The following is a 17,786-nucleotide window of genomic DNA, read 5'->3' as shown; positions in this document are numbered from 1 at the left end:
TCAGCGATGCTGACAGCCTGCTTCTTCCATTGATGCAAAGGTTAATCCCTCAAATAGAGCAAAATCGATTTGATCTCATAAGGGCTGATCTCCAACGAGATCGTCCCCTCTTCCTGCACCCCGTCGACAGGACATTCCATCAAGTCCGTCTCCTGCCAGCCTGCAATACGGGCATCGCTTGTCAGCGTTACCTTGCCTCTCATCCCTGCGAATTCATGCATCCGCACGATGACGGCATTGCTATCCTCCGCCTTTTTCACCGCATCGATCATCACATGGTCCGCAGATAGTCCCAAGAGAGAAAATTGCGGCTTCTCCGGCTTGCCGCTAATCGCTTGCACCGGATTGTTCAACGCCCAAGCGGATGGCACGGTGCCGCCCTGCAGCCAATCGCCCTCATGCGGGTATAACGAATAGATGAATTCATGCTCTCCCTGATCCGCCTTAGGGTCCGGCACCATCGCCGACTTAATCAGCGACAGGCGAAGCACGTTATCCTTGATATCATAGCCGTATTTGCAATCGTTCAATAAGCTGACCCCATAGCTGCGCTCGGATAAATCCGCCCATTGATGCCCTACCGACTCGAATCTGGCATAATCCCAGCTTGTATTCCAATGTGTCGGCCGTTTTACATTACCGAATTGAATGTCATAGGTAGCCTCGGCAGCATGAATTTGGACGGGGAAAGCCGCTTTCAGCAGCTGGCGCTGCTCGTGCCAGTCAACCTTCGTTTCAAAATCAATCCGCCGATGCGCGGCATAGACGATCATCCTTTGGCAGATGCTGGAGCTTCGATACTTCCACTCCATCCGGACTACAGCGCGAACCGGTCCAGCCTCCTCCACTTCCACGAACGTCAGCTGCTCGACCTCACGCATTTTTTCCTGATAAAAAATATCGATGTCCCACGCCTCGTGGCGCCCCTTGGGCTTATCCTCGAATACTTGAAGCACGTTGGCGCGAGCGTCCTTCGCCAATACCTCGCGGTCTGCCGCGAGATCGTACAGCCTTGTCAGCTGCCCTTTCTCATTCCACTCGATTTCATAGAATGGTGTCTTAAGCCCGCTCTCCGTAACACAGAACGGACGAGGCTGGCTCGCATCACTGCTCGAGGCCACGGCGAATCTCACCGTTGTATACCCCATCGCCGGCATATCCGGCACGTAAACATGCCATTGCCCGCCGCTAAGCTGAGCCTGGAGCGCATTCCCTTCGGTATCCGTCCATATTCCTTGTTCCATTCCGGCCAGAGCTTCAATACGGACTACATCGCTGCGCTGCCAAGAAGCACTGTTAAATAAAGTGAAGTGCTTCTCTTCCGCCCCTTCATCCCCTGCAACAAGCCGTTCTCCCGCTTCCTGCCACGCCTGACGGGCAATGGCAAAGGCTTCGGCGTATTCCTCCCTGCTGTCCTGATACACTTCGCCGATCGAAGAGCCCGGGATGATATCGTGGAACTGATTGCGCAGGATGATTTTCCAGCCTTCGTACAGCTTCTGCTGCGGATAGAGGCTCCAGACGGACTGCAGGCCGCTTCCCAAAACGGACATCCATTCCGTCTCCCGGTACAACAGCTCCAGCTTGCGGTTTGCGCGTTTGTTGTAGGCCTGGCTCGTATAAGTGCCGCGGTGAAGCTCCAGATACAGCTCGCCATTCCACGTATGAACATAGCGGTCCGTGAGGGCTATCTCCTCCTTCAGCCGGTCAAAATATTCATCAGCCCGTCCCGTCTTGGCTTGCGGAAGCCCCGGCATGCTCTCCAGCCTGCGGCGCATCTCCAGCATTTCGCGGTTAACCCCGCCGCCTCCGTCTCCATAGCCGTAAGAGAGCAGCAGCTCCTGATTGATTTCCTTATCCCGGTAACCGTCCCAGATTCCTTGAATGGAAGCCGGAGTGATGCTGCCGTTATAAGTGTAGTAAAAGGCTCCCTCGCTCGTCCCCGGGTCCGGCGTCGTAATGAAATGGGTCAGCACTTCGCTGCCGTCGATGCCTCTCCAGACGAACGTATCATGAGGCATCCGGTTATATTGGTTCCAGCTGATTTTGGTCGTCATGAACATGTCGATACCGGATTTCCGCAGGATTTGCGGCAGCGCCCAGCTGTAGCCGAACACATCGGGCAGCCACAAGTAGCGGCATTCTACGCCGAACTCATCGCGGAAGAAACGTGTGCCGTACAAGAGCTGCCGCACAAGCGATTCCCCCGAAGCCAGATTGCAGTCCGCTTCAAGCCACATCGCCCCTCCGGCTTCCCAACGCCCCTCTGCCACACGCTTTTTGATTTGCTCATAAATGGCCGGGTAATCCTGCTTCATATACTCATACAGCTGCGGCTGAGTTTGCAGAAACACATAATCCGGATACTGCTCCATTAATCTAAGGACGGTGGAAAACGACCTCGCCGCCTTCTCACGCGTATGCTTTAAGCGCCATAGCCAGGCCACGTCGATATGGGTGTGTCCGATGCAGTATACATGAACCGGATGGTTATTGGGCATCCGATCGAGCTCCGAGCGCAAAAGTCCCAGCGCTTCCGCCAGCGAAGCATAGAACGCTTCTGAGCCTGGATCGCTCCAATCAATGAGCAGATAGGCGCGGTCCAAAGCCGATAGAAGCTCATGGCGCTCCGGACGGTTTTCTTCGAGCTGCTCCACCGTTTCAAGCACAGCCCGGCTCGTATAATATAGATCGTCCGCCGTTTCGTCCAGCCAGCTCAGCTCAGCGCGTTGAAGCTGGTTTTCGATAGGCTCGGCTTTGCCGTACCCGTTCAGCCCTGACCAAAGGCGAAACTGAAATTTCACTTTGGTTCCCGCCGTTTCCGGAGCCAGGAATACTTCCTCGTGATTGGAATCCACTCCTTGATACGGCTGGCCGTTCAAGAACAATAGCGATTCGAAGCCGCTGTTGTTGCCACCGCCCGTCCGGCCGAAATCGAACCGGCCGACGATTCTTTTTCCCTGCCAGCTTGCAGGAACGTCCGCTGTGAAGGCGAGCCACCTGTACAGGTCCCGGCCTGTCCACCGATCGCCTATCGATACCTCCTTCCACTCGCCGTCTTCAGTCGGGTAAGCACCGATCCGTCCCTCCTCGTCCTGCTTCATCTTCATGCCGGTGATCTGTATGCTTTCACGATACCGGAAGCCCTCGATATCCTTAATTCGCGCGGCCAGCTTTTCCTTCGTCCATAACATGCCTTGTCACCCTTCCCTTGATGGTATCTGCCATGACAAAATACCTCCACAAAGTGGGGCCATGGCTTCGAAGCTAAATCTATAAACGCTGCATTGTCAAAAAACGACAGTCCTTCCAATGAATCAAGTTCATTTTCTAGGACTGTCCTTTTTGTGCTGCTTTCGTTAACAAGTACTGGTTTTATTATAGACCAGCCTCGATTCCAGGAAAGAAGGGCAAATCAACTATCCGTGGCGGAGGAATTCGCTTTTTTCACACCGTTCTTCAAATCCCATCATAGCCGTCCTCTTTAAAGACTGGCTGCACCTTAAGCTTATATTGAAATTCTTTCTCGTTGAAACGGTATGGCTCGAGCAATTCAGGTCCGCATGAGGCTGACCCTACCCCGCTCATTTTATAGTCAAGATGGACGATCGTTTCCTTTCTTTTGACCAGCTCGAAGGTATGCTCCGCTTTCGTTAGATCCTCCGGCGTATAGTGGGACGCTTGGAAGGAGAACGGTTGAGAAGCCTGAAAAGCTAGACCCATACCGAGTGCGTTCGAGACAACCGCCCGTTCCGTTCCGAACCGCGAGCCGTTCTCCTGCGGCATAATGTAATTCTCGAACATCTCGTCTACCGTTAGCTGATAACGGCCTTTTTTCACGCTCTGGCGTTTGTCTATATAGCTCTCATGAGGTCCGTTCCCGAAATATTCGACTTGCTCCATCCCTTTAGGCATCGTCAGCTGCAGTCCAAAGCGGGGTAGAAACTCCAGATCTTCTCTAACCTTCACCTGCACATCCAGCTCGATCGCTCCCGTTCCAGCGATGATCCAGCTGGCTTCCCCATGCAGATACGGATAACGGTTATACCCCGTCAGCGAAAAGCTGACGGCAATTTCTACCGCTTGGGATCCTTGAGCTTTCCATTCGGCACGATATACCTTGGTCTTGGCCCCATCGAGCCCCTTGTCCTGCCACTTTTTCCTCATATACATGTCATTGTCTATGGGAGCACGCCAAATTTGGAAGTGGGTCGGAGCGGCGAGCATAGGAACTCCTTGCTTGCTGATCTCAACAAAAGCTCCGGCATTCAGGTCGAATACATGGCGGAAATCAAAGCCTTCCACAACAAGCCTTCCGGCTTCTTCCCGTACCTGAATATCGGAAGCACCCCATCCGTCGCCTCCCGCAATTGGAGCATCGATCGAATCCTGCTCAAGCTCGAACTGCTCGAACATGATCTCGTAGCCTGCTTCCGCCCAACGCGTTTCCTCTTTGAGCCAGCAGGATAGTGTCAGGAAAAACCTTCCTGCCTGATTCGCCGGTACTTCATAAGGAAGCTTCAAGACTTGTGCTGCATGCGGAGCAGCTGTAAGCTCCCATACGGTTCCTTGCTGGATGATCTCTCCATCCTTCTCCAGCTTCCACCGCAGAGCCAGATGCGACAAATCTGCAAAATCATACAGGTTCGTTACCTTCACTAAGCCTGTCTTCAGATCATCCGCTTCGATTCGAATAGGTGCGATCACCTGCTTGAGCTCAAGCAGCCCCGTATGAGGAGTCCGATCGGGTGTGACAAGACCGTCGATACAGAAATTGCCGTCATGCGGCACCTCGCCGAAGTCTCCGCCATAAGCAAAGAACGGAACGCGATCCGCCGTCTCGGTCTTGATGCCGTGATCGCACCATTCCCACACGCAGCCGCCCATTAATTTGGGATAGCGGTAGATCACTTCCCAATAGTCCTTCAAATCCCCGGGGCCATTCCCCATCGCATGGCTGTACTCGCATAGGAACAGCGGCTTCGTATTGCTTTCATCCTCAGCATACCCGCGAATATCATCTACCGAAGCATACATGCGGCTCTCCAGATCGAGACATTCCACATTCGGATTTCCTTTATAAACCGGCGCCGCTCCTTCGTAATGAACCGGTCTGGAGCTGTCGCGTCCGCGGGTCCATTCTGCCATAGCCATATGATTTTCGGCATACCCGGATTCGTTCCCCATCGACCACATGATCACGCAAGGCTGGTTTTTGTCGCGCTCCACCATGCGTTCGGCCCGTTCTACAAAAGCCGCTCTCCACTCGGGATTAGCGGACAATTTGTGAAAAGCTCCTTCCGCCCAATCCTCCGCTCTTCCGATCCCATGGCATTCCAGATCAGCTTCATCGATAACATAGAAACCGAACTCATTGCAGAGCTCAAGAAACCGCGGATCGTTCGGGTAGTGGGAGGCGCGGATCGTATTTACATTATGCCGCTTCATTAAACGCAAATCCTGAATCATATGAGCTATAGGGATGGTCTGCCCCAGCTCCGGGTGGGAATCATGACGATTGACCCCCTTCAGCTTGATCGCCTGATTGTTGATCTTAAATACGCCGTCCACAATGTCTATCCGCCGGAATCCGACCGGAAAACGAAGAACTTCCTTACCGGAGCACACGTACAGCTGATACAAGTAAGGCTGCTCCGCGTTCCACAGCTGCGGATTGTCCACGGTTAACTGCACGCGGCCCCGTCCATCAACGATCGTCACGCCGTCAACCACCGGTTTGCCTTGAGCGTCCTGAAGCTCCAGCTTCACTTCCGCGCTTCCCGTTGCTTCCAGCTCCACCTGCAGAACCGCTTGGCTGAGATCCTCCGTTAATTGCTGCTTGACGAATACGTCGCGAATGTGCGAGGCATCCCTTGCCAGCAGGTACACGTCCCGGAAAATGCCTGTATACCGCCACAAATCCTGATCCTCCAGATAAGTGCCGTCGCACCATTTCAGCACCATAACGGCTATGCGGTTGCGGCCGCGCTTCACATGGGAGCTTATATCGAATTCCGAAGGAATCCGGCTGCCTTGGCTGTAGCCGACAAATACGCCGTTCACCCATAAATAGAAGCAGGCGTTGACTCCTTCGAACACGATGTACTTGTCCTTCTCACCCCATTGTTCCTTCAGATTGAATTCACGGACATATACGCCTGCAGGATTCCTATCCGGAACGTATGGAGGGTCCACAGGAATCGGATACCGGACATTCACATATTGAAGCTGGTCGTATCCGTTCACCTGCCAGCAGGACGGCACCAGCAGATCATCCCAGCCGCTAATGTCAGCCTGCTCCTGATAAAAGCCATCCTGCACCTGAGTCACACTCGGATAGTATTGAAACTTCCAGCTGCCGTTCAATGTCTGATAAAAAGGCGATCTTCCCCTTTGGCCTGCTTTCGCAGCCTCCTTGCCGGAATAGGGGATATAGTAGGACCTCGCCTTCTTGCGATTAACATGGAGGACATTCGGGTCTTCCCAATATTTGTTCACAAATGACATAGTGATGAGCTCCTTTTCTTATTTCATTGTCAAAGCAATATAATTACCTATATTATATAAAGGTATCGCCCTGCCGCTAAGATCATAAAGCGGACAACATCTAGTACAAAATGGACATTCAGAGGTATATATGATCCAGCATTTACAGCTTCGAAGCAGCTTGTTCTCCTCACTTGAGGGAGAGATCCCTTTTGCCGTTTATACCGTTGGTGCCGATGAACAGAAGCCTATGAACCGCTGGGAAGGCTTCTCCGCCAATCAGCTGCTGCTGTCCTTCTCGGGGACAGGCCTCTTTCGCTTGACAGGTGAGGACAAATGGGACACTGTACCACCCCGTACGCTGCTATACATCCCTGGCGGGCTCCCTCATGAGTACCGTCCGCAGGATGCCGAGCCTTGGCTCGTGGGCTATGTTACGTTCATGGAAAGAGAGTCCGGACCCTTGTCTCATTGGGGGTTCGGTTCCACGTTTTCCCGTATGCAGCTTCAGGAAATAACTCGCTTGGACGAACTGCTCTATGCGATTTGGAGCCACTCCGGACCGGACTATGATCCTTGGCAATCCGCGGAGCTGCTCTTCTCCTTTTGCCTTGAGGTCAAGAAACAGGCAGCCGCGGCAGGAAACCCTCCAAGTACAAGCCTGCCCAAACCGATGCGGTATCGTAATGCAGTCGTCCACACAGCTACCCGCTTCTTACAGGATCATCTGCAGCGGAACCTGGGGATGGCTGAGCTCTCCGCTCATGTCGGCTATTCTTCTAAGCAGCTTACTCGATTATTTCAAGAAACGCTGGGTACGACACCGCTTCAATATTTGCAGAAGCTGCGTCTCCAGACGGCAGTTCAGCTGCTGGAGCAGAATCCGAACATGACGGTTCAGCAGGCGGCCATGCATGTCGGGATGGAGGCCGTTTATTTCACCCGTCTATTCCGCCGGTTGTTCGGCGTCACCCCTTCCCAGTACCGGGAGCATAAAAGCTTGCCAGCTCAGCTTCAAAATAAAACAACCCTTAAAAAGGAATAATTCCATTTTCAAGGGTTGTTCCGTGACTCGGCTTACTTCGCCAAAGTGCCCTGCAGCTTGGCCGAATCGAAGTTCGGGTCTGCTTTGGCCTGCGTGTCTCCGGAAGCTTTCGCTTTGTCCAGAGCCGCATTATATCGCGTATTCAAATCTTTGATCACTTGATCCAGGTCTCCGCCTTGAATCATATATTTCGTCAGCGCATCCGATTTCTTCATTCCTTCGACCTTGCTTTCAATAATCAGCGTAGGGGCCGCAGGATAGAGAGCGTCATATTTCGTAGGGTTAAAGCCCTCGATACCCGGAATATTAGCTTTCTTGGCCGTAGCAGTAATATGCGGCAGAATGGATACGCCGAAGCCGTTCTCCTGGTAACCGGATTGAACCTCGTCGCTGTACATGTACTCAAGGAATCTCCAAGCTTTTTCCTTATTCTCGGAATCCTTGCTGATGGACAAGTACGCGCCCCCGTTAACCAGCGAAGCGCCCTTCACCGTACCGTCAATGGTCGGAACCTGTGCGGCAGCCCATTTGATTTGGGCAGGGAATTGGCTCTTGTATACAGCCGGCTCCGCCGAGTGGTTAATGTACATACCGATCTTGCCTTGAGCGAATTGCGCGCGCAGCGGGTCGATATCCAGCCCTTCCGAACCTGGCAGCATGCTGCCGTCAACCTTCATTTGGCGCAAAGCTTCTGCAATTTCTTTATAAGCGCCGAAGTCAAATTGTCCTGTCTTCAGATTGTATCCTTCGACTACTCCCGTACCGCTCAACGTTGCAATCGGATAAGCGACTCGGTCGATAGCCGAGGTGTTCTTGAAGTTGCCCGCGAATCCGTAAGCTCCGATGCTTTTACCCGCTTCCGTCAGCTTTTTGGAGACTTCGACCAGCTCCTTCAACGTTTTTGGCGGTTCTTTAATACCCGCTTTCTCGAACAGATCGACGTTATAAATTAAACGCCACATCTGGCCTACGTTAGGCAGACTGTAAATCTTGCCTTCATACAGGTTCTTTTCCTCGATTAACGTGCTGGAGAACTTCTTCTTCATATCCTCGCTCATATAAGGATCCAGCGGCGTCAAGAAGCCTTTCTTTACCCAAGGCACCACTTTGTTAAAGTCAACACGCAGAATGTCAGGCGCCTGCTTGCTGGCAAAAGCGATATCTACGGACTGGTCGTAATTATCGGCCATTACCGTCATCTCAACTTCTACGTTATCTTTGTTCGTTTCATTGTATTTCGCAATCACTTGTTTAATATAGTCGGCATCGGAACGGTCATTGGTCCAATACGTCAGCTTGGTTTTGCCTCCGGTTTTGGCGCCGCTGTTCGTTGCAGAAGAACTGTCCGGCTGAGTCGAGCAAGCGCTTAGCGATACTGCCAGCAGCATGCTTAAGGCCGGTACGTACACTTTCTTATTCATCTAAAATCCTCCCCCATGCAGGTTAAAGTCAGGTTTGCTTGTTTATTATAGTTCATTCCGGACGAACCGCAGGAAGGACAAATCAACTATCCATAGAGGATGAAATCGCTTTTTTTCCATCGAGTGGAAGCCATATCGTAACCACCGTGCGTACCATGGGTTCGCTGGCAAGCTTCAGCCTCGCCTCGGAGCCGTAATACAGCTGAAGCCGGCTGTACACATTGGATAATGCGTAGGATGACCTTGCCGTGCCGGGAGAGGTAAGCTGACTATAGACCTCCTCTGCATCCATTCCGCACCCGTTATCCTCTACGCTTAGCTTCACATAGCCGCCTTCCTGTTCAATACAGATATGAATAAACCCGCCCTGCTCCATCTGCTGAAAGCCGTGCAGAATACTGTTCTCCACCAGGGGCTGTAAAAGAATTTTGATCATGGGCAGCCGGGCCAGCTCCGGATTCTTCAGCTCGATAATATAAGTAAACAGACCCTCGTAACATTTTTGCTGAATGTCCAGGTACTGTCTGACATGCTCCAATTCCTTCTCCAATGTCGTCATTTCATTCCCGTTGTTTAACCCGAGCTGGAACAGCTTCGAGAGGGAAATGATCATTTCCCTTACATCCTGCTGCTCGGCCGTCTCGGACTTCCAGAGAATCGTATTTAACGTGTTGTATAGAAAATGCGGATCAATCTGGGCTTGCAGCGCCTTAACTTCGGATTTCCTCTTCTCCTGCTCCGACAGCTTCACCTCTTCGATCAAGGCCGCCAGTTCCGTCAGCATCCGGTTAAAGCTGTGGCCGACCTTGGTGACCTCGTCGTTGAACTGGCTTTCAAAACGAACGTCCAACGCATTATCCCGCTCCACCTTATGCATGAGTCCCTGCAGCTTGTACAAAGGCCTAAGAAGCCGTTCGGACAGCACATTGGAGAGCACAAACGCGATCACCACGCACACGCCCATAATCAGCACAATCCACCATTTGATTAACGTGATTTGGCTCAGCAGCTCCGACTTCGACTGCAGGCTGATCAGCGTCCAATCCTCGACCAGCCGCAGACGTGAATAGTTGACCAGCAGCTTATTGCGCGGTTGACCCATCGTATATTCAAAATGCCCCACCTTCTGGTCCGCCAGCAGGTTAAGGAAGCCGGGATCATTCCTTAGAGAAGAGGAGGCTGCGGTCATCGGCACTGCCTCCCGTCCCTCGCTGCCAAGCAAGAGAAACTCCGCTCCCTTGCTGTTAAAATTTTGGTAAATGTCCTGCTTAATGTCCTCTTCCTTCACATTGATCACAATATACACATCCGAGCCCGAGCCCTCGGTAAACGGCTTGAGCAGCAAGGAGATGACGCGGCTGCGTCCGGTGAACAGAGTATCCTCATGTCCTTCCATCCAGACAGCAGGGCTGCTGCGCTCTTCTAACAGGTTGTACATCGAAGTGCTCTTGAACGGAATCTGCGTATTACGCACCGCATTGGTAGGGTAAAAATCCCCGATGGGCGTGCTGATCAGTACAGACTCAATCGATGACTCGTTTAGCTTGATTTGCGTGAAGGGAGACTGCAGCGCGGATAAATGCTGGTAATAGCTATCCACGTTACGCATGGCGGAATCCTCCATCATCCGCTTGAACGGCTCGCTGATCATTATCGTCGAAGACGATACCACAATATGCCTCAGCCGTTCGTCGAGCACCTGAGCGGATTTGTTCAAAGTGTTCTGACTCAGCTGAAACGCATTGTTTTCCGTTACCTTGGAGGCAATGTAGTACGACATGATCCCCGTAGCCGCGATGCACAGCACCGTTAAGAAAATACAGGTAATCCAAATTCTTCTCTTCAAAGATGAGCGATAAAAAAACCGATTCATCTCTTAGCTTCACCGCCTGCTGTATGAAAATCAAAATCGATAAGTCCCTATCACTCCGACACTATTCGTTCTCTTCATGATTTCCTGTCTAAACGAAAATAACTCTAGCCTGAGCTAGAGTGAATCTGTTTAGAAACCTATAGAGCTTGAACTATTGCCAATATACTCCGGTGGGACATGCCCCTCCAGCCGCTGTTGAAACCGTGAAAGGTGATTCTATTTAGCGGTATTTTCACGGGTTTCAAAGGCGGACGTAAACTCCTCCGAGGCATACCCCACCTCCACATATAGCATAGTTCTCGCAAAACAGGGTTTCTCAACAATCTAACCTAGCCTGAGCTAGAGGTTATTTTCGTTTAGAAATCATTTATCCTTTTAGGGAGCCGGCCGTCACCTGCATAAACGATTTGTTCGCGAAGATATAGACGACGAGCATCGGTACGATCGAAATGCACGCCCCGGCCAACATCAGCTGCAACTCGGCGGCTGCGCCGACGCCATATTTCAGGTTCGTCAGTCCGACCGTCAAGGTCTGCAGTTTCGGATTGCTCATGGTGAATACGAAAGGAAGAATATATTCGTTCCAGGCATTCCGGAAAGTGAATAACGCCGTTACGCCAATGGCCGGTTTTAGCAGCGGCAGTATAATTCGCCAGTATACCGTGTAATAATTGCATCCGTCAATATAGGCGGCCTCGTCCAGGTCCTTAGGAATCCCTTTGAAAAAGCCGATCAGCATGAAAAAGGCAGTCGCATGCGCGCTTATGAGAATCAGAATAACTCCCCAGAGCGATTGATTCAAGTGCAGTGCGACCATCAAGTCGAACTGCGGGCGCAAAACCACCGCACCGATCGAGATAAACATGGTGCTCGCCTGCAGCGCTACGTACGCTTTTTTCCCCGGGAAATTTCCGCGGTCAACGGAATAGGCGGCCATGGAAGTTACCAGCAGAGTCCCGACGGTAGCGGCTGCGCTGACGAACACGCTGTTCCAGGTAAATAGGGCGAAGTTCGCCTTTTTCCAAGCCTCAATGTAGTTGGAAAAATGCCATTTCTCTGGAAGCAGCGTCGCTCCAACCGTCACTTCCATGTTCGTTTTGAAAGAACCCAGAATAGCCACCACTACCGGGAACAAGGTCATAATCGCAAGGGCAAGCAAAAATACCCATAAAATCGTGAAAGAGATGTATTTGTACAATCGTAATTGCCGTTTCGTTTGGTTAGCGGCATTCAAGCCGCCGGGTGCAGATACATTCGTATTCATCGGTTGATTCCCCTCTCTCCTGAAGAATGATTAGTACATCTTGTTAAGTCTGCGGGAGGCAGCAAAGTACACCAGGGTGATGATGCCTACAATAACCGCCGTTACAAAGCCTACGGCACTCCCGTAACCAATCTGTTGTACGTTCGCATTCGTCGTGGAAACCGGGAAGAAGAGCTTATACACATACAGGAACATGACTTCCGTCTTGCCGAAAGGACCGCCTTCCGTCAAGACCATAATGTTCTCGTAGCCTTTCAGAGAAACCGTGATGACGAGCATCATAATCATTTGCAGGATAGGGCCGAGCATCGGAACGGTAATAAACCAAAATTTTTGCACCCAGTTGGCTCCATCGATGGAGGCCGCTTCATACAGATCGTCCGGAATATTTTGCAGACCTGCGATAAACAGAAGCATATAGTTCCCGACCGCCCCCCAAATGGCAATAATAATGACGGTGAGCATGGCATGGTCAGGCCCCAGCCACTCAATCGGCTTGGAGATGATGCCAAGCTTCATTAAATATTGGTTCAGGATCCCGTTGTACGAATTAAACACAATCCCGAAAACAACGGACATGACCGATGCGCTGATGATCGTCGGCATGAAATAAATGGCCCGAAGCAGCTGCCTGCCCTTCAGCGCCTGATTCAGAATAACCGCCAAAATCAGGGATAAGGGGACTGTGACCACAATTTTGCCGGCAGCATACAGGAACGTATTGTACACTGACTGCCAGAACTGATCGTCCTTCATTACACGGGTAAAGTTATCTATACCGATAAAATTCGGGACACCGTAACCCTGATAATCGTAGAACATAAACCGGAACGCCCACAGTATCGGATAAATACCGAGAACCAGCGTGAGCACCAGACTAGGTATAATGAACACATAGGAATTGAAATAGCTTAATGACCTCTTAGACACGCGTGATCCTCTCCTTATGAACTTTCTTCCTCTTAACTATAAGAGAAACATTGCAGGCTCAAGGAGAGAGAAACTCACTTTTGAGAGGGGATAATGCAACTGTGATCGTCCGCCCCTATGCATTGCAAGGTCCATAAGGCTTACTTGGGAAGGCCATACAGCTGCTTGAACTCCGACGGCGTCATTCCGGTATGCCTTTTGAACAGCTCGGTAAAATACGGTCTGTCCTCGTAGCCGAGCGCAAGGGAAATTTCCTGTACCTGCATGCCCTGCGACAGCAGCTCCTTAGCCCGCTCCATCCGTTCCATCGTAACGAACTGCGTAACCGTCATCCCGGTCACCTTCTTGAACAGGTTGGAAAAATAGCTGGCGCTCAAATACACCATTTTGGCATATTCCCCGACTGTAAGGTTCAAGTCCAGATGCTCCCGGATATACGCAATCACTTCATCTACCTGCTGGCTCGCCTCTTTGCTCTGCTGCCTGCGGATTTTTTGGCAGCCTACCCGGCACAGCCGTTTAAGCTGCTCCTGCAGCTCACTAAGGTTGATGGAAGGGTCGTTCTTCATATCCAGCATCAGAGCTTCCATCTCGGCCATTTCTTCAGGCGGGACTTTCTCGGCCAGCACCCTGTTAATCAGAAAGGTCAGCTCGAAGTACACCGATTTCATCGATTCCGGATTCGGAGGAGTTGACATCGACATCGCTTGGCTCTCCTGAAAAAACTCGTCCAGGCTTTGCAGAGCCTTCTGCTCGTTGCCCAAACGGATGCAATACAGCAGCTCTTTTTCTTTTTCCGTAGAATACCTCGGAGACAGTCCATTATGCTCGGGAACGTTGCTGAAGCTGTAGACGCTGTCCCCCCCGGTATAAAAATTGTACGACAGAGCGGTTATGGCCTGTTGATACGAATGAGCGATTTCATGAATTTCCTGAACCTCGCTGCCTAATCCGATAGAGACGGTTTCGCGGGTGTAGCGGCTGATATGCTCCCGGCATTTTTCCGCTATAACTTCCATTTTCTCAGTGGGTGAAGGGTTCAAAATCGCCGCAAACTGATGCACATCCTCCCGGAACACCAGCCCCGTCGTATAGGTAGCGATCGTTTCCTCCATTATATTTTGAATGGCAAAGCGGATTAGCTCCACCTCACTCACCGGGAGGGACTGGCTCCGCTCTGTGAAATGATCAATCTCCACGAGCATGACGGTAAAATGCTGCTTCGCAATCGGGATCTGCAAAAAATCCCATCGTTTGCTTGCGCTAATCGGGCTTGTCGGGTAACGCATCAGCAATCGAAAATACTCCTGGCGGAGCAGCGGCATGCTCTCACGAACCTTACTTTCCATTTCCTTCATCCGTTCGAGCTCGGAAAGCTCCGTCTCCAGCGCTTTCTTGGCTTTCAAGACGACCTCTAATATTTGTGAAGGGGTAAATGGCTTCTGGATGAAGTCAAACGCCCCTAACCGGATCGCTTGCTGGGCATAGTCAAAATCGGTATAGCCGCTCAAAAAAATAATTTTGGTCAAATCCCCTTGCTTAACGACCGAGCGGGTCATTTCCAACCCGTCCAGCTTCGGCATGCGAATATCGGATAAGATCAAATGGGGCTTCGTTGTTCGGATCAGCTCAATCCCCTTTTCTCCATTCGAGGCCGTGCCGACAATCTGAATTCCATGCTCCTCCCAAGGAATATGATGAACAATGCCGTTCACAATGGTTTTAATATCATCAATAACGCACATGCGCAGTAATGGTTCCAAAGCTGCTACACCTCTCTTATACACCAAGACACATTGAATTTACTTTCAGTTTATCCATATGGATGACATTATAATGAACCTCCTCTCCTTTTTACAGCCGGTAATTTCACTCTTGTCCAGGGACAAAGCAATGGTTTTTCCAATGTTCTAACGCTGCCTTGCGGACAGGAATAGTGAAATTCAAACCGTCATGGTAGAATAGGGGTCATGGGACAAATAGCAATCGAAACCTATGGAGGCACTTTAGCATGAATAAACGCTATCGTATTACAAGAACCTTGCAGGACAACAACCCATCGGAGTCAGCCATTACCTTGGAAGAGTGCAAGCAGTACTTTTCAGCCAAGCCTGATTTTGCCTATACATCCGTGTTTACGGTGAAGGGCTCCACCAGCATGTCCATTGAGGGCGACTTTTTCATGTGGAGCTATGGCGATGCGAAGATTCCTTTCCGTCATTATCAAGGGGACCTTTATGTATCCGGCACCAATGAAGCGGTGATCCCCACAATGATGGAGGTTGCAAGCGATTTGAGGGCAGATATAGTGGAAGAATAGCGCGGGAGCGATTAAGACGCTTCGTACTAACAGGTCAATCAGGGGTTCTGGTTGACCTGTTTTGTTGATTGGCATTGTTAACAAATGTTCAATAGCCCTATAGTTCACTCCATCCCCTAAAAAAGCAACATTGCACCAATAATATTCCTTGACAGGAATATTCCCTTTACGGTATATTTAATCCATAAGAAGTCGATCCTAATAAAAAAGGAGATGGGATATTCCGGCAGACCATCATGTAACGAGGTGAACGACATGTCAGGGAAACATCCGGACATGAACATGAAGACGCTGAGCGCTTTAGCCGAGCCGAATCGGATGGACATCGTCGAGCTGCTGCGAGACGGTCCCCTGACCGTTGGAGAAATCGCCGACCGACTGGGACTCCGCCAGCCCCAAGCCTCGAAGCATTTGAAGGTGCTTAGCGAGAGCGGGATTTTGGAGGTGAAGGCCGAAGCCAATCGCCGGATCTACAAGCTGCGGCCTGAGCCCTTCCAAGCTTTGGATTCTTGGGTGGATTCCTTCCGGCGCGTCATGGAAGAAAGATTCGATAATCTGGATAACTACTTGCGTGAACTGCAGAGCAAGGAACAATCATTAAAGCATTCAAATCATGAGGAGGAATGACCATGTCAAGCAACGCAATGGTTTCGAGGGTGGAAAATGATACGGTACTGGTACTGGAGCGTGTTTTCGACGCGCCGCGCGATCTCGTGTTCAAAATGTTTAAAGAGCCGGAGCATCTTAAGCACTGGTGGGGACCTAGAGGCTGGGAGGTTCCGGTATGCCGCATCGATTTCCGTCCCGGGGGCGTATGGCACTACTGTATGAAGTGTGTCGATCAGAACCATGGGCAATATTATGGTATGGAATCATGGGGCAAAGCAGTGTACAAAGAAATTGTCGAGCCGGAGAGAATCGTCTACACGGACTATTTCTCCGATGCAGAAGGCAATTCGAACGATTCTATGCCGTCGACCAAGGTCGTATTGGAATTTATCGATTTGGGCGGTAAGACGAAGCTGGTCAATCGTGGTGAATATGTGTCTGCGGAAGCCCTCAAGACCGTTATGGATATGGGCATGCTGCAGGGCATCACCGAAACTTGGGATCGTCTGGAAGAGCGTCTGAACGAGGTTAAGTAAAGCATTGCCGCCTGGCTCCGAGAGCCGGCGGCTTTTTTGATGCCTGATACGGGGAACGCCTAGCGCCCTCAGATTGCTTTATCCATTACGTTGCTGGAAATCCCACATAAATGCCGCCAACGCCTTGCAAGCCTCAAGCGGTACCGCATTATAAATGGAAGCTCGTAAGCCCCCCACACTTCGGTGTCCAGCCAGGCCTGCGAATCCGCTGCGCTCAGCCTCCTGTACAAACCGTTTCGCTATATGCTCGTCTTCCATCCGCCAGGTAACGTTCATAACAGAACGCGCCGATGGATCTACGATCCCTTGATAAAAACCATGGCTGGCATCAATAGCCTCATACAGTAGTCCGGCTTTCCTCTCGTTCTGTTCCTCTAACGCCGCAATCCCCCCTTGTCGCATTACCCATTGCAATACCAGCTTCATCATATAAATGGAATGAACCGGGGGCGTATTGTACAGCGATTTGTGCTGGACATAGGTGGTGTATTTGAAGACGGCCGGGATATGTTCGTTACACTCCCTTAGCAGATCATCACGTATCATGACCGCTGTCACCCCAGCGGGACCCAGATTTTTTTGTGCCGCTGCATAGAACATCGCAAATCGGGTCCAATCCATTCTTCTGCTCAATATATCGCTTGTCATATCCCCAATCAGCGGTATTTGCTCCGTATCGGGGATTTCATGAAACTGCGAACCCTCAATCGTATTATTGGTCGTCATATGCACATAAGCCGTATGACTCGCTAGCGGCAGGGTTTTAATCTGCGGGAGTATTCTCCATTGGTGCTCCTTGCTGCTGGCCACAATGTTTACATGGCCAATAGTCTGGGCCTCGGCATAAGCTTTTTCCGAAAAGCTGCCCGTTAGGATATAACTTCCGACTCTACCGCTCTTTAAAAAATTCATCGCCGTTAGCGCAAACTGCGTGCTTGCCCCTCCCCCCATGAACAGCACATGATAATCCTTAGGAAGATCCAGGACTTGAATTAATAGTTCTTGCGTTTCTTCGTTTAATTGTTCGACAGCCTTGCTACGGTGTGACATTTCCATTAGCGACATTCCATACGATGGATACTCGACAAAATCCTGCTGTCCTTGCTGCAAAACCTCCAGCGGCAGAGCCGCCGGCCCCGGATTAAAGTTGTAGACACGATTCATCCTTACTCATCCTCTCCCATTTTTGTGGAAACAAAAAAACGCTCTTCGTCTTATTGGGACGAGGAGCGTCTGCTCGCGGTGCCACCCAACTTGATCGAACTGCGGGTTACGCAGTCCAATCCTCTTGGTTCCGCGATA

Annotated in this window: 12 protein-coding genes; 4 read left to right on the top strand and 8 right to left on the bottom strand. The window is 50.9% G+C overall.

The window, feature by feature from the left end:
• Window positions 1–41: 41 nt before the first annotated feature.
• Window positions 42–3,194, bottom strand: coding sequence for an alpha-mannosidase (locus GGC63_RS09165; protein ID WP_192702025.1), 3,153 nt, complete (start codon window positions 3,192–3,194; stop codon window positions 42–44).
• 265 nt (window positions 3,195–3,459) lie between these two features.
• Complete coding sequence (locus GGC63_RS09160; protein ID WP_192702024.1) at window positions 3,460–6,507, bottom strand: glycoside hydrolase family 2 TIM barrel-domain containing protein; 3,048 nt, start codon at window positions 6,505–6,507, stop codon at window positions 3,460–3,462.
• A 130-nt stretch (window positions 6,508–6,637) separates the two neighbouring features.
• Here GGC63_RS09160 and GGC63_RS09155 point away from each other — a divergent pair, with 130 nt between their 5' ends.
• Window positions 6,638–7,531 (top strand): AraC family transcriptional regulator, encoded by an 894-nt coding sequence (locus tag GGC63_RS09155; protein WP_225948067.1) that lies wholly within the window; start codon window positions 6,638–6,640, stop codon window positions 7,529–7,531.
• 32 nt (window positions 7,532–7,563) lie between these two features.
• On the opposite strand, the gene GGC63_RS09150 is transcribed toward GGC63_RS09155, so the two are convergent.
• The 5 genes from GGC63_RS09150 to GGC63_RS09130 form a co-directional block, all read right to left on the bottom strand.
• Window positions 7,564–8,952: an ABC transporter substrate-binding protein gene (locus tag GGC63_RS09150; protein ID WP_192702023.1), complete on the bottom strand. Its 1,389-nt coding sequence runs from the start codon at window positions 8,950–8,952 to the stop codon at window positions 7,564–7,566.
• An 82-nt stretch (window positions 8,953–9,034) separates the two neighbouring features.
• Window positions 9,035–10,825, bottom strand: a complete 1,791-nt coding sequence (locus GGC63_RS09145) for a sensor histidine kinase (protein ID WP_192702022.1) — start codon at window positions 10,823–10,825, stop codon at window positions 9,035–9,037.
• Between the two features lie 367 nt (window positions 10,826–11,192).
• Window positions 11,193–12,089 (bottom strand): carbohydrate ABC transporter permease, encoded by an 897-nt coding sequence (locus GGC63_RS09140; protein WP_079912413.1) that lies wholly within the window; start codon window positions 12,087–12,089, stop codon window positions 11,193–11,195.
• A 30-nt stretch (window positions 12,090–12,119) separates the two neighbouring features.
• On the bottom strand, window positions 12,120–13,019 hold the full coding sequence (locus GGC63_RS09135; protein WP_318781009.1) for a sugar ABC transporter permease: 900 nt from the start codon (window positions 13,017–13,019) through the stop codon (window positions 12,120–12,122).
• Between the two features lie 140 nt (window positions 13,020–13,159).
• Window positions 13,160–14,782: a response regulator gene (locus GGC63_RS09130; RefSeq protein WP_192702021.1), complete on the bottom strand. Its 1,623-nt coding sequence runs from the start codon at window positions 14,780–14,782 to the stop codon at window positions 13,160–13,162.
• 248 nt (window positions 14,783–15,030) lie between these two features.
• Here GGC63_RS09130 and GGC63_RS09125 point away from each other — a divergent pair, with 248 nt between their 5' ends.
• The 3 genes from GGC63_RS09125 (at window position 15,031) to GGC63_RS09115 (ending at window position 16,484) form a co-directional block, all read left to right on the top strand.
• Entirely contained in the window at window positions 15,031–15,339 is a 309-nt protein-coding gene (locus tag GGC63_RS09125) for a hypothetical protein (RefSeq protein WP_192702020.1), read from the top strand.
• A gap of 255 nt (window positions 15,340–15,594) precedes the next feature.
• A complete protein-coding gene (locus tag GGC63_RS09120) occupies window positions 15,595–15,966 on the top strand; it encodes an ArsR/SmtB family transcription factor (RefSeq protein WP_079912410.1) in 372 nt (123 codons plus the stop codon).
• 2 nt (window positions 15,967–15,968) lie between these two features.
• The gene (locus tag GGC63_RS09115; protein ID WP_192702019.1) at window positions 15,969–16,484 is read left to right on the top strand and encodes an SRPBCC domain-containing protein; all 516 of its coding nucleotides are present in this window, start codon (window positions 15,969–15,971) and stop codon (window positions 16,482–16,484) included.
• A 78-nt stretch (window positions 16,485–16,562) separates the two neighbouring features.
• Here the strand turns inward: GGC63_RS09115 and serC are convergent, their stop codons facing one another.
• Window positions 16,563–17,648: a 3-phosphoserine/phosphohydroxythreonine transaminase gene (gene serC, locus GGC63_RS09110; protein ID WP_192702018.1), complete on the bottom strand. Its 1,086-nt coding sequence runs from the start codon at window positions 17,646–17,648 to the stop codon at window positions 16,563–16,565.
• Window positions 17,649–17,786 lie beyond the last annotated feature (138 nt).

The sequence above is a fragment of the Paenibacillus sp. OAS669 genome, assembly GCF_014873645.1.
Lineage (GTDB): Bacteria > Bacillota > Bacilli > Paenibacillales > NBRC-103111 > Paenibacillus_S > Paenibacillus_S vulneris.
This window is presented reverse-complemented; position numbering and strand designations above follow the sequence as displayed.

Bases quoted from the DNA above. Each gene is read 5' to 3' on its own strand.
- GGC63_RS09140 (WP_079912413.1), bottom strand. From the start codon at position 12,089: ATGAATACGAATGTATCTGCACCCGGCGGCTTGAATGCCGCTAACCAA.
- GGC63_RS09155 (WP_225948067.1), top strand. From the start codon at position 6,638: ATGATCCAGCATTTACAGCTTCGAAGCAGCTTGTTCTCCTCACTTGAG.
- GGC63_RS09165 (WP_192702025.1), bottom strand. From the start codon at position 3,194: ATGTTATGGACGAAGGAAAAGCTGGCCGCGCGAATTAAGGATATCGAG.
- GGC63_RS09120 (WP_079912410.1), top strand. From the start codon at position 15,595: ATGTCAGGGAAACATCCGGACATGAACATGAAGACGCTGAGCGCTTTA.
- GGC63_RS09160 (WP_192702024.1), bottom strand. From the start codon at position 6,507: ATGTCATTTGTGAACAAATATTGGGAAGACCCGAATGTCCTCCATGTT.
- GGC63_RS09125 (WP_192702020.1), top strand. From the start codon at position 15,031: ATGAATAAACGCTATCGTATTACAAGAACCTTGCAGGACAACAACCCA.
- GGC63_RS09115 (WP_192702019.1), top strand. From the start codon at position 15,969: ATGTCAAGCAACGCAATGGTTTCGAGGGTGGAAAATGATACGGTACTG.
- serC (WP_192702018.1), bottom strand. From the start codon at position 17,648: ATGAATCGTGTCTACAACTTTAATCCGGGGCCGGCGGCTCTGCCGCTG.
- GGC63_RS09150 (WP_192702023.1), bottom strand. From the start codon at position 8,952: ATGAATAAGAAAGTGTACGTACCGGCCTTAAGCATGCTGCTGGCAGTA.
- GGC63_RS09145 (WP_192702022.1), bottom strand. From the start codon at position 10,825: ATGAATCGGTTTTTTTATCGCTCATCTTTGAAGAGAAGAATTTGGATT.